We start from the raw sequence: 11,847 nt of genomic DNA on the forward strand, positions 1-11,847 counted from the left end.
TCCCGCACTACGTCGGACATAGTGCGGGAATCGACGCATCATGCGAGAACGCCGCGAGGGAGGAGCGGAGGAGAAGGCCGGCGAAGGCTAAGCGCGACGGTAGGCGATGTCGGCGGTGTAGCGGGTGAAGCCGAGGCGTTCGTAAGTGTGCAGGGCGGCGGCGTTGTCGCCTTCGACGTACAGTTCCACTTCCTTGAGCAGCGGACCGTCGTCGTCGGTCAGCGCGGCCATGTAGTGCAAGCCAGCCAAGGTGAGTAGCGAACCGAGTCCGCGACCCTGGGCTGCGGAGTCCACACCCACGATGTACACCTCGCCGAGTGCCGGTTCGTCGCCGACCGCGGGATGGATCTTGGTCCAGTGAAAGCCCAACAACTTCGCAGGGTCGGTGGAGTCGAAGGCCAGGAACACCCCGGCGGGATCGAACCAGTCCGCGCCGGTGCGCTCGTCGATCTCCGCCTGGGTCCAGCCGCCTTGCTCCGGATGCCAGGAGAAGGCGTCGTTGTTGACGCGCAAAATTTCCGCGTCGTCGGCGGGCCCAGCGTAGGTCCGTACGACGATGTCGTCGCGCTCGGGAATCTCCGGCAAGGGCTGGGCACCGGCCTCCACCGACACTGGCCGACGCAACTGCAACAGTTCACGCGCCCGCTCCAAGCCCAAAGCGGCGGCGACAAAGGTTGCGGCAGGCAAGTCGCCATGGGCCCACACCTGCGGTTTCTCCGACCCCGGCACGCCCTCGGCTGCGGACAGCGCCGCATCAACCAGGGCACGACCTTCGCCGCGTCCACGGAACTCCGGGTCGACGACGGCTTCCACCATCGCTGCGCCCCCATCGCGGGCGGCAATCACGTTGGCGTAACCGTGCTCGGACAACAGGTGCAGGTCGGCGCCGGACGAGATCGCGAACCGCGCCTGCTCGGCGAGCGGCGCAATGCCGTCGACGCGTTCGGCGCGCTCACACAGGTCGCGGGCAAAGGCGACGTCCGCCGCGCTTAGTGCGTCGGCAACAATTCGGGGCTCACGGTGCTCACTCATCACCGTCCAATGTATCGGCCGAATCCGACCGTGGGCCGGGACTCGCCTGCCCGGACCCGTCGCGTTCACTGCGGCGCGACGGCTTCACCGCCTTGTAACCAACATTGCGGACCGTACCGATCAGCGACTCGTGGTCGCTGCCGAGCTTGGCGCGCAGTCGTCGCACGTGGACGTCGACGGTGCGGGTGCCACCAAAATAGTCGTAACCCCACACTTCGTGGAGCAGTTGAGCACGAGTGAACACCCGGCCTGCGTTCATGGCGAGGAACTTCAGGAGCTCAAATTCCTTGTATGTCAGATCGATGGGCCGACCGCGTAGTCGTGCGGTGTACGTCGACTCGTCAATCACCAGCTCACCGAGCGTCACCTTGTCTTGTGGCTCGTCGATGGTGCCGTTGGCGCGTGTGGTGACCAGGCGCAGTCGGGCGTCCAATTCGGCGGGCCCGGTACTGGGCAGCAGGAAGTCGTCGATGCCCCAGTCGGCATTCACTGCGACGAGTGCACCCTCGGCGACGACGGCCACCACGGGGGCCGTCCCGGTGTCGGAAACGAGCCGACACATGGTGCGGGCAGCACTTAAATCTGTGCGAGCGTCCACCAAAATTGCTTGCGGCTCACCCAATTGCACCAGCGCTGATGTCTCTGCGGGAAGCAGAGCTACGCGGTGCGGAAGCAAGGAGAGTGATCCCAGGACAGCTTCGGCAGTTTGCTCGTCGGTCAACAGCAACAGGTCCACGTATGACTCCAATCAAGTCGTGGCTCAGTTGTTGGGCTGTCGATCGACGCTGGTCGCAGCTCCCGGTAGTGAGTGCCTCGTAAAACGAGAAACACTAGTGACAGAATAGCGCCGATGCCCGAAACATCCTCCCTCACCCCAAAGCGCGCGCCCCGTCGCTTCCTGCAAGCGGCCGCGTGGGCCCTCGTTGTCGTCGTCGTTGGCGCCCTGGTGGCGCTGGTGGTCAACGACTTCTCCGCGTCCCGCGCCGAGCATCGGTTGGCGCGCGCCATCCAGGCATCACCGGGAGTTCCCTTTGAGCCCGACGTGATCTTGGGCGGCTTCCCTTTCTTGGCGCACAAGAGTTCCGGCGAGTTCAGCTCGGTCCTTATCAGTGCCGCTGGCGTACCGATCGGCGGATGCGCGGGCACACCGCGTTGCACATCGACCGTCGATGCACGACTGCACTCGGCGACGCTGGGCAACACTTCCAACATCGGGCCGGAGACTGTGCTGCACGCGACGTCGATGACGGCTGAGACGCGCATCGACTCCCCCACCCTTGGTCGCCTCATGGGCATCATCGATCTCTACGTCAATACGCCAGCCCCCGAAGATAAGGCTGGCGGCGGCGGTCCCGGCGACGGTCTTCTCGAGCGCACCGAGGGCATCATGATCAGCGGCACCGTACCCCTGCCGGGCTCACCGGAGACGCAGAATGGCTTTCCGCCGTCAGCTGCCGCCTATACCGCGCCGAAAGTAAAGGTCAGCGTCTCGGCGAAGGTCTCGGTAGTTGACGGTCGTATCCGGATTGAGGCGACGGACTTCTACAACGGACCAGAGGAGCACTACTCCGCGGACGTTCCACAGGAGTTTCGCTCAGCGGTATTAAAAAGGTTTTCAACCACCCTCCCAGCCCTCCAAATGGCATGGGGAGCGACCGCAAAACACGCCCTGAGCAGGGGAAGCGACTTGGTCGCCATCGGGGAGACCCCAGCGGTTGCCGTACGCGGAATTGACTACGCAAATCCGCTCCCCGCTGGCCCCTAAATTCCTGTTGTAGGGTCGTTCACATGCAGCACCGGGGTCGGTAAAACAACGTCTCCTTGTGCCACAAACCCGCGATTTTCCCATGCCGTCATCTGCAGTTTTGTCGTGCAGTGACCCATCGAAAGGAACCACCATGGCACGCTCCGATGTGCTCGTCAGCGCTGATTGGGCTGAAGAGAATCTGAACACCGACAAGGTCGTATTTGTTGAGGTCGACGAAGACACCTCGATCTACGACACGAACCACATCCCGGGCGCCATCCGCCTCGACTGGCGCAAGGACCTGCAGGACGGTCTGCGTCGCGATTTCCTGGACGCCGACCAGTTCGGTGCCCTGCTGAGCGAGCGCGGCGTCGCCAACGACGACACCGTGGTTCTCTACGGCGGAAACAACAACTGGTTCGCCGCTTACGCCTACTGGTACTTCAAGATTTACGGCCACAAGGACGTCCGTCTGCTCGACGGTGGCCGCAAAAAGTGGGAACTCGACGGTCGCACGCTGAGCAGCGACGATGTCACCCGCGCAGCCACCAACTACGTTGCCCAGGCCGCAGACACCTCAATCCGCGCCTTCCGCGACGAGGTCATCAACTCGATCGGCTCCAAGAATCTGGTTGACGTTCGCAGCCCTGACGAGTTCTCCGGCAAGATTGCCGCACCGGCTCACTTGCCGCAGGAACAGGCACAGCAGCGCGGCCACGTCCCGAGCGCTATCAACATCCCGTGGTCGTCGACCGCCAACGAAGACGGCACCTTCAAGTCCGACGACGCCCTGACTGCCCTCTACGCAGACAAGGGTTTCGACGATTCGAAGGAAACGATCGCGTACTGCCGCATTGGCGAGCGTTCGAGCCACACCTGGTTTGTGCTGCAGGAACTCCTCGGCAAGACCAACGTCAAGAACTACGACGGCAGCTGGGTCGAGTACGGCTCTTTGGTCGGCGCCCCCATCGAGCGCTAAGCGCTTCTACCAATACTTCAGTCCCCCTTAACTGAAAGTCTCTGAGAGGACTTACGACATGTGCGCAGCACCTAAGCAGGGTCAGACCCTTCCGGCTGGCGTTGATACCGAGAAGGAAACCGTTCTGACCGGTCAGGTCGTCGACGGTTCGGGCAACCCCGTCGCTGGCGCCTTTGTGCGTCTGCTCGACGGCACCGGCGAGTTCACCGCCGAGGTTGTCGCTTCGGCCACCGGCGATTTCCGTTTCTTCGCCGCTCCCGGCACCTGGACTCTGCGTGCGCTGAGCTCGCAGGGCAATGGCGATGTCACCATCGCCCCCGAGGGCCCCGGCGTTCACAACCAGGACGTCACCGTCTCCAAGTAGCTCTATCTTCCGCCTGTGCCTTCGAGTCGCAGACGGTTCCAAGTCGCAGTGCCCCTGTCCGCGTTCGCGGGTTGGGGCACTGTGCATTTTGCTGTGCTTTTCTCGGGCTGAGGGTTTGGCCAACGGGCGTAACGTGGACATCACGCACAAATCGCCACGTCCTAGAAGGAGCCAGCCATGTCCGCCACCCTCGCCGAGGTCCTCACCGTCGAACATCACGCGATTGATGCGGGCATCGAGAAGTTCGTGGCGGCGTCGCCTTCGGGAAACGTCCGCGAGTGGGCGGCGCCCCTCACCGAGGCGATGAATGCTTTGCGCAGGCACATCTATTTGGAAGAGGAGCTGGTATTTCCGCAGCTCCGCAACGGCCCGCTGATGATGCCGATCATGGTGATGCTCAACGAGCACGGCGAAATGTGGCGCCGCATGGCCGCCCTCGACGAACAATTGTCGGCCGACGACGTCGAACATGAACCCACGCGAAGCACCGTCGTCGCGGAATGCAGCGCGATGCTTGAACTTCTCGACAATCACAATTCCAAAGAAGAGCCGGTGATCTACCCGCACCTCGACTCCGACATGGACGACGATTCCCAAGCCTTCCTCCGCGACTTCCTCGCCGACGGCACCACCCCCGAAGGCTGGGAACCCGCCCGCGCCGCCGGGTAGGTCGCGTTCGCGTACTTCGCTGGTTCTCGCTCCGTCTGTGCGAGAGCAAGAGTCAACGAAGTACGCGAAGACCTAAAGGACGACGCCCCAGCGCGGCAGATTCTGGCGCAAGTGAGCTTCCAACGTCCGCGTCACAAGGTGCTCCCACCACCAGCGGATCACCCCGAGGCCGAGGTCGCGGAGTTTGTCTTCGCGGATCTTCTCCGCGGTCACCGCGTCTTCAGGATCGGTGCCGGGCTTGAGCAGTGTGCGTCGGTACTTTTTGAAACCGTCGAACTCCCCAACGGCTTTTCCTTCCCAGTCGTAATCACAGAAGACGATCGCGCCGTCTCGCAGCTCGTACTTCGATTGCAGGATCGGTACGGGCAGACCACATTCGATGATCTGCGCGCGACTCCACGACTCGCCAGGATTGTCCGACAGTCCGTTTGCGTAAGCCAAAGCGTGTCGCGCAGCGGCTACACCATGGCGAGGCCCCATCAGACGACGCTCGAGTTCTTCCCTGGCGACGCCGGCGCGCAGAGCACTGTCGAAGACCGTGAGAATCTGCGCAAAGTCGGAGAGGGAGAGCGCGACGTCGACGGCAGTCCTGGCGAGGCTAGTGACGCGGACTCCACCGACTACGGTGACGTCGTCTTCGTCGAGCAGACCTGCATGGACCATGCGGCCCTCGATGAGCTTCCCACCAGCAGATCGGCCGTTGGTGATATGGATTGTTCCGAGATCCGGCAGGAGCAACTGCAAGCCAAGCAACGACGCTGCCGACTGATGGCTGAGTGTCCGTCCACCGTCGGGCGCATTTCTTTCAAGACCGATCGCTGCGGCCAGCGATCGGTGCCGGAACAGTTCACGCTTACGTTCTCCAGGATCCTCGGGCAGGTCCTTGGCACGCACATAGACGCCTCGTCCAACAGGCAGGATCCACTGTTGTCGAATCGCCCGATTCATTTTGGCCTCGCTCACTCCCGAGTCGAGTGCCAACGTCCGCCAGATCAGCCCGTGCTCATCCATTCCCCGCATACATACTTAGACGCAGCCGAGCCCAATCCGGTTCCATCGCTATCCGCAGGCTCCGGCACTCCGCGAGCGAGCAGCACCCGACGACGGAGTTCGCGTAGTTCGCTGGTTCTCGCTCCGTCTGTGCGGGAGCGAGAACCAACGAACTACGCGAACGCCCTACGACTACCCGCTACCCGCTACCCGCACGACTGCCCGCCGGGTTACCGCTTGATCAGCGGACTTCGGACCACGTGGGCGCCGCTGGCGCGGTCGGCGGCGTCGAAGAAGTCTTCGCGGTAGATGTCGCGCGGGAAGAGTCGGGCCTTCATCAGGGCACGCATGGTGTCTTCGACCATGGCGGGGTTACCGCAAATGTAGGCGACGTTGCCGCCAGCGCGGGGAAAGTCCTCAGTGAGCAGGGCGGGGACGCGACCCTGCCGACCGTCGAACTCCTCCCGGGAGACGGCGGGACGGTACGAGAACCAGTCACGCTCGTCGGCCAGTTCTTGGAACCAGTCGCGGTCGTAGAGGCCGTCGCCCATCGCGACACCGTGGTAGAGCACCACCTCGTGTTCCCACTCCCCTTCCTCATCTTCGATCGCCATGACGGTCTTGAGGATCGACACCAGCGGTGCGAGACCGGTGCCGCTGCCGAGTAGCAGCAGGGGCTTGTCGCGGTCGGGCCGAAAGTAAAACTTTCCATACGGTCCGGACAGCGAGACGGCGTCGGAAACTGCCAAGGTGTCGAAAACCCAGCCGTCGGTCGCGACACCGTTCTCGGTCCGCTTGATGTGCAGTTCGATGCGCTGCGGATCGTGCGGCGAGCTCGCAATCGAATACGGGCGGTTGTCGCCGTCGGGCAGGTTGAGCTGCACATACTGGCCTGGATTGAAGTTCAACGGCTCATCGAGTTCAATCACCAGACGACGCACGTCGGGTGCCACCTCGTCGAGGATCTCCACGGTGCCCGTGAAGTCGCGGACGGGATACATGGTGATCCCCTCCTCGATCTCCACGTCGCCTTCGATGACCACGTCCGACCGCGGCGTCGCCACGCACATCAGCGCGGCCCCGTCGTCCCGTTCACTCTCCAAGAGTGCGTACGGCGACGCATCGCCGTAGTCGATGGTGCCGTCGAGCACCTCCGCCTTGCAGGTTCCGCACGTCCCGTGAGTACAGGCGTGTGGCAACCAGACGCCGTTGCGGAGGCACGCGTCCAGGATCGACTGGTCCTCACGGCAAGTGAGCTCGGTGCCGAGCGGCTCCACCGTGATCGTGTGGGTTGTGGTCATCGAACGCTCCGATCAGGCAGTAGTGAACTTCAACAGCGCCTTGTGTCCGACGCCGAGATCCTTCAACGACGACGTCCCGTCTCCGGGGTCGAAGGCGTCGTCGAACAGCTGCCAACTCGCGATCGACGCCGGATCAAATTCCGGGTCGGTCGAGGCAAAGGGCACCACCATTTCGGAGACGAAGTCGTTGAAACTCATCGCCTGCGGTGCCCGGAAGCAGCCAGCAGAACAGAACAGCGGATTCCCGAGCCAGTGCACGTAGAGGAGTTGATCCTCACCGAAGATTTCGGCACGGTCGGCCGCGGGATACTTGTAGTCGTAGAGAGCCTTGACAGCCATGGCTTAAGCCTCCTGGTTCTGCGTCTGGTTGGTGTCCGGGTGCCACTCCTGCCACGAAACGTGGTCGGGCGAACCCTTGTACTCGCCGTTGTCGCCCTCTTGGATCCCGTACCAGTCGAGCACCTCAGGGACTGTCGGACCGCCGCAATTGCCCTGGTAGATCTGGTGCACAGGCAGCCACGCTTGGACGTACTTCTCGGGTTCGCGCTCAAAGATCCACTGACAGCCGTCGCTGCAGGTGTGGTAGGTCTCGCCTTCGTATTCGCTGCGGCGGAACGAGATCTTCGTCGGATCGTCCGCCTCGGTGAACGCCATCGGCACCTGGCACACCTGGCACAGTTGCGGCAGGCCCTGGAAGAACACCCGACCGCCAGCTTCCTCGATCTTGCGGTGCTTTTCCCAGTTGGGGCCGTAGTGCTTGTCGAAGGTTTCGCCGTACTGCTCCGACAGCCACTTCATGTGGTCGGGCGTCGGGACCTGCGTGGTGAACGACGCCGCGAACGAGAAGTTGTGCAGGATCTTGTAGACCTCGTGCGAGAGCTTGTCCTTCTCGGCGATGGCGTCCTTGACGTGGCGCGGCGGCTTGATGCCGTAGAACTCCAAGTCTGGGAACAGTCCGCCCAGCATTTGCTCCTCGAAGTACAGCTCGAAGGCTTCCTTCCAGCTCATAACCGGCTTGGGAAGCATGTAGTCCATCATTCCGGCGACCAGCGCCGACATGCGGTACGCACGCCAGAACCACTTGTCGATCCATTCCTGGATGATCGGCACATTGTCTTCGTCCTGCTCCAGCAGGAACTTGATCGCTTCGAGGCCGAGGGTCATGTGCCGGCTCTCGTCCGACTGCGCCGAGAACCCGAACGACATGGTCGGCATGTCGCCATTGAAACTCGCACCCGACATGAACGGCACAAACAGCAGATTGGTCAGCAAGTATTCGAAGCTGAACGAGATCGAGATGAGGAACTCGAACGGACCGGCGGTCATGGCGTCGTCGAACAGCGATTTCGGCACCGACAGGTACCAGACACGGTCGTGCATCTGCGACCACGAGTGGAAGCCCGAGTAGTACTTGTTGTAGTTGCTGATGGTGTGGATCTGGGTCTGGCAGTGACGCAGTTCGTCGACGCTCTGACACAGGGCGGCGAACCGCGGGGCTGGCCCTTCCAGGTAGCGCGCGAGGTACGCGAAGTGCCGGTGCGCCTGGTATTCGAGTGGGGTGACTCCCTGAATGAACAGTTTGATCGCGTTCAGATACGACGCGTCCGAGACCGTCAGGTGCCCTTGGCTCTGGGCGAAGCCATCGAGGACGGCGTACAGGCGCTTGTCTTTCTCCGCCTGGTACTTGTAGTACGCGTCGACGGTCAGGCGGAAGGGATCTTCCCAGCCATCCCAGTCATGGACCTTGATGCCTTCGTAACGCGTGTACGGGTAAAGGTCTTCGTGCTTGACGTACGACGGTTCCCAGTCGAGGTCGCGGGTCAACAGCGAATAGCGCTTCTTGAGCGGGAGCTTCTTGGGACGGTTTGGGGCTTTGGCGGTAGTCATTGTGGATGATCTCCTTGGTGGCTCGGCAAGCGGGATGGGCGGGTCAGTGTTCCCAGGCGACGACGATTTGGTCGTCGTCCCATTCGGCGAAGTTGCCCGTGTAGGTGACGATGGCGAGCTGAAACTCGCCGGTTTCCCATTCGCGTCCGAGCTGGGCTTCAACGGTTTCGCGGTTGATGACGATTTGGCCGGGGGCTGATAGCTTCACCAACCCGGGCAACTGCCGGACGCTGACCTCGGGATTGTCGGCCCGGATGGCGGCAACGAGTGCCCGGTTCTCTTCGGATTCCTGTAGGTCGATGCCGACCTGTCGTACGGGGCGGGCTGCGGCGGTCATGCCGAAACCTCCATTCCAATGTTGGTGTCGATGACGGCGACGAGTGCATTGACTGCTTCGGCGGCACGGGTGCCCCACTTGGCTTCGAAGCCTTCCAAGATGGCGGTGTTGGCTTCACCGTGTTCGGGGTCGTTTCGCCACGCTTCGACGAGGGCGTCGAGCCACTTGCGCTGGTCGGCAAACCACTTGGTCAGGTACTGGGCGAACAGGCTGTAGGCACCGGCGCCACCGAGGAGGGCACGCTCGTCGAGCCCGCTGTAGATTGCCGGGTAAAGCAGCTTGTCGATCTGATCGATCGCGAGGATCCCTTCGGCCCAATCGCCCTCGACCATGATTTCTTCAACAAGGCGGCGGAGTGGCTGCATGTGGTCGGCCGTCATCCAGGTTTCTTTGGCCGCGGTGAGAACGTCGGCCGTGCCACTGCCCGCGCCGATACCGGCCCGGGAGATCATCTGCGCGTTGCCGATGCGGTCGAAGGCGGCGAAACTCGCGCACTGCGACAGCGATGAGCCGTAGGCAAACCGAGCTCCGGCGACGCTCACCAACTGTGCGCCAGCCTCGTAGTGACGCAACGGCACCACCACCTCGGCAAGGACCGCTTCCCATCCTTCGGGCAGCTTGGCCAGCAGGTCACGGTTCTCGAGGTAGCCGAGCGTCTTACCGAATTCATCGTGCAGCGCAGCCCGGTTGGTGACGTAGGGCGTGTAGTAGTAGCCCCGTGGGTCGGCGTACGTGTACGGGTCGGTGAGCTTCAGGACGCTGTAGTTGGCGTCGTACAGTTCGTGGTCCGGCGTCCAGGTTGGCCGGTAGTGGAAGTTTTCCCGCGGCTCAATATCGAGAGTCGCTTCCTGGTAGCGGGTCGCGGGTTCATCGCCGAATCGTTCGATGATGTTTTGGTAGGTCTGGCGCTTGGGTTCGATCGTTTGGTAGCGAAGTTCGAATTGCATCGAATCTCTCCTGCTCGAGATATCGGGGGGGGAACGGGTTCGTCAGCCGGCAATGAGGTCGAGGACCAGCGCGGCCATCTCGTCTTCGCCTGCGAGGCGTCGAGATTGGGGTACGCCGCCGACAATGAGTTGGGCTGTCGCGGTGTGCCCGGAGACGACGGTTTCGACGCGGGCGCTGCGGCCGCCGTATCCGAGGGTGAAGGCCAATGCGCCCGGTCCGGTCTCGTCGACTAGCGAGATGATGCCGGTCGCCGGATCATCGACCAGGATTGCGTTGGCTTCGCTGACCAGTTGTTCGGCGAGCGAACGAATGATCACCTGGGTGTCGGCGGCTTCGGCGACGGTGACCTCTTCGCTGGGCACTGTGCGGGGCTCAACTTGTTCGCCGCCGTCGAGGAGTTCTTGCACCTGTTGCATGAAGGGGGTCATGCCTTCTCCGTTTCCGAGTTCAACTGAGTCGGACCTGTTGTGACTTAGCGCATATCTGTTTATGCGTCGAGACGAGCATCACATAGGTTCGAGAAGGTGTGAAGTATCAGAAAGGGCCTGATTAAGAGGGCTCAGATCTTAGTCTGGATTGTCGGATGCGATTGTCGGCAATGCCGTACGCAACGACTCGAGCACGCGCTTCAGGTGTGGCGACGGAGGCTCGGCACGACGAGCCAAAGCCAATTCGACGGTCGGCACTTCGCCGCCAAGCGGGACGTACTGAGCACCGGTGATCTGCATGTGCCGCACGGATTGCGGCACAAGCGCCACACCCATGCCTGCGGCGACAAAGGCGATGAGCGTCGCCGTCTCCCCGACCTCGTGCTGAATGTTGGGCGTGAATCCCGCCCGCTGGCAGGCGTCGATCACCACTTCGAAAACCACCGACCGACCGAACGCCGAGTAGGTGATGAAAATTTCATCCGCCAGGTCGGCCACTTCGATGAACTGCCGCTGCGCCAACGGGTGCGCTTTCGGGAGGACGGCAAGCATTGGTTCGGTGCTCACCAGTTCGTAACGTAGGAGGCGGTCGTGGATGGGAGGCCGCAGGAAGCCGAGGTCGATGGTGCCATCGTGCAGGGCTGCGGCCTGTTGCGGGGTCAGCATCTCACCGTGGAGGTCGAGGACGATGTCGGGTAGTTCGGCTCGCAGGTGCCGCGCGATTGCCGGCAGGAGGTGATAGGTCGCTGAGCCGGTAAACCCGATCGATACGCGGCCCACTTCGCCGGTGGCGACACGACCGGCTTCGTCGGCTGCGGCGTCGACCGACGACAGGATTTCCCTCGCCCGTTCCAGGTAGCGCTGCCCGGCGTCGGTCAGTTCCACTTTGCGCGTCGACCGGTTGAGCAGAGTGACGCCGAGCTCACCCTCGAGTTGCTTGATCTGTTGAGACAGCGGCGGTTGCGCAATGTGGAGACGCAGCGCAGCCCGCCCGAAATGCAACTCCTCAGCGACGGCGACAAAGTACCGCAGGTGCCGAAGTTCCACGAGTCCACCTCATCCAAGTCGCGCCATCGCCTTCGCAATTGGCCTCGACTCTAGCCCCCGCCCCCCGCGCCCCCTGCCCGTTCTCGCATGATGCGTCGATTCCCGCACTACGTCTGAC

The 11,847-nt window shown here is 62.6% G+C and carries 14 protein-coding genes; 4 read left to right on the plus strand and 10 right to left on the minus strand.

Annotated features, from left to right (window positions below; all coding sequences use genetic code 11):
- Nucleotides 1-87: 87 nt before the first annotated feature.
- Nucleotides 88-1,032: a mycothiol synthase gene (gene mshD / locus WBA38_RS03420; RefSeq protein WP_424294003.1), complete on the minus strand. Its 945-nt coding sequence runs from the start codon at nucleotides 1,030-1,032 to the stop codon at nucleotides 88-90.
- Nucleotides 1,025-1,768, minus strand: coding sequence for a winged helix-turn-helix transcriptional regulator (locus tag WBA38_RS03425; protein WP_424294002.1), 744 nt, complete (start codon nucleotides 1,766-1,768; stop codon nucleotides 1,025-1,027). Before WBA38_RS03425 ends, mshD begins: the two co-directional genes overlap by 8 nt.
- Before the next feature lie 114 nt (nucleotides 1,769-1,882).
- On the opposite strand from WBA38_RS03425, the gene WBA38_RS03430 reads away from it, so the two are divergent.
- The 4 genes from WBA38_RS03430 (at nucleotide 1,883) to WBA38_RS03445 (ending at nucleotide 4,791) form a co-directional block, all read left to right on the plus strand.
- Nucleotides 1,883-2,797 (plus strand): DUF2993 domain-containing protein, encoded by a 915-nt coding sequence (locus tag WBA38_RS03430; protein ID WP_424294001.1) that lies wholly within the window; start codon nucleotides 1,883-1,885, stop codon nucleotides 2,795-2,797.
- Between the two features lie 133 nt (nucleotides 2,798-2,930).
- Nucleotides 2,931-3,758 (plus strand): sulfurtransferase, encoded by an 828-nt coding sequence (locus WBA38_RS03435; protein WP_424322045.1) that lies wholly within the window; start codon nucleotides 2,931-2,933, stop codon nucleotides 3,756-3,758.
- A gap of 58 nt (nucleotides 3,759-3,816) precedes the next feature.
- Nucleotides 3,817-4,122, plus strand: coding sequence for a DUF1416 domain-containing protein (locus WBA38_RS03440; protein WP_424293999.1), 306 nt, complete (start codon nucleotides 3,817-3,819; stop codon nucleotides 4,120-4,122).
- 177 nt (nucleotides 4,123-4,299) lie between these two features.
- Nucleotides 4,300-4,791 carry a hemerythrin domain-containing protein gene (locus WBA38_RS03445; RefSeq protein ID WP_424322046.1) on the plus strand — a complete coding sequence of 164 codons (492 nt, stop codon included), beginning with the start codon at nucleotides 4,300-4,302 and terminating at the stop codon, nucleotides 4,789-4,791.
- 72 nt (nucleotides 4,792-4,863) lie between these two features.
- On the opposite strand, the gene WBA38_RS03450 is transcribed toward WBA38_RS03445, so the two are convergent.
- The 8 genes from WBA38_RS03450 to WBA38_RS03485 form a co-directional block, all read right to left on the minus strand.
- Nucleotides 4,864-5,802 carry a hypothetical protein gene (locus WBA38_RS03450; protein WP_424322047.1) on the minus strand — a complete coding sequence of 313 codons (939 nt, stop codon included), beginning with the start codon at nucleotides 5,800-5,802 and terminating at the stop codon, nucleotides 4,864-4,866.
- A 209-nt stretch (nucleotides 5,803-6,011) separates the two neighbouring features.
- A complete protein-coding gene (locus tag WBA38_RS03455; protein WP_424294074.1) occupies nucleotides 6,012-7,082 on the minus strand; it encodes a 2Fe-2S iron-sulfur cluster-binding protein in 1,071 nt (356 codons plus the stop codon).
- A gap of 12 nt (nucleotides 7,083-7,094) precedes the next feature.
- Nucleotides 7,095-7,421 (minus strand): phenol hydroxylase subunit P4, encoded by a 327-nt coding sequence (locus WBA38_RS03460; RefSeq protein WP_424294075.1) that lies wholly within the window; start codon nucleotides 7,419-7,421, stop codon nucleotides 7,095-7,097.
- A gap of 3 nt (nucleotides 7,422-7,424) precedes the next feature.
- Nucleotides 7,425-8,969, minus strand: a complete 1,545-nt coding sequence (locus tag WBA38_RS03465; RefSeq protein ID WP_424294076.1) for a YHS domain-containing protein — start codon at nucleotides 8,967-8,969, stop codon at nucleotides 7,425-7,427.
- Nucleotides 8,970-9,012: 43 nt separating this feature from the next.
- Nucleotides 9,013-9,306: an MmoB/DmpM family protein gene (locus WBA38_RS03470; protein WP_424294077.1), complete on the minus strand. Its 294-nt coding sequence runs from the start codon at nucleotides 9,304-9,306 to the stop codon at nucleotides 9,013-9,015.
- Nucleotides 9,303-10,253, minus strand: coding sequence for a phenol 2-monooxygenase (locus WBA38_RS03475; RefSeq protein ID WP_424294078.1), 951 nt, complete (start codon nucleotides 10,251-10,253; stop codon nucleotides 9,303-9,305). Before WBA38_RS03475 ends, WBA38_RS03470 begins: the two co-directional genes overlap by 4 nt.
- Before the next feature lie 42 nt (nucleotides 10,254-10,295).
- Nucleotides 10,296-10,682, minus strand: coding sequence for a hypothetical protein (locus tag WBA38_RS03480; protein ID WP_424294079.1), 387 nt, complete (start codon nucleotides 10,680-10,682; stop codon nucleotides 10,296-10,298).
- 138 nt (nucleotides 10,683-10,820) lie between these two features.
- Nucleotides 10,821-11,729, minus strand: coding sequence for a LysR substrate-binding domain-containing protein (locus tag WBA38_RS03485; protein ID WP_424294080.1), 909 nt, complete (start codon nucleotides 11,727-11,729; stop codon nucleotides 10,821-10,823).
- Nucleotides 11,730-11,847: the final 118 nt, after the last annotated feature.

Origin of the sequence: Gordonia sp. (in: high G+C Gram-positive bacteria) (genome assembly GCF_049647785.1) — a bacterium.
Lineage (GTDB): Bacteria > Actinomycetota > Actinomycetes > Mycobacteriales > Mycobacteriaceae > Gordonia.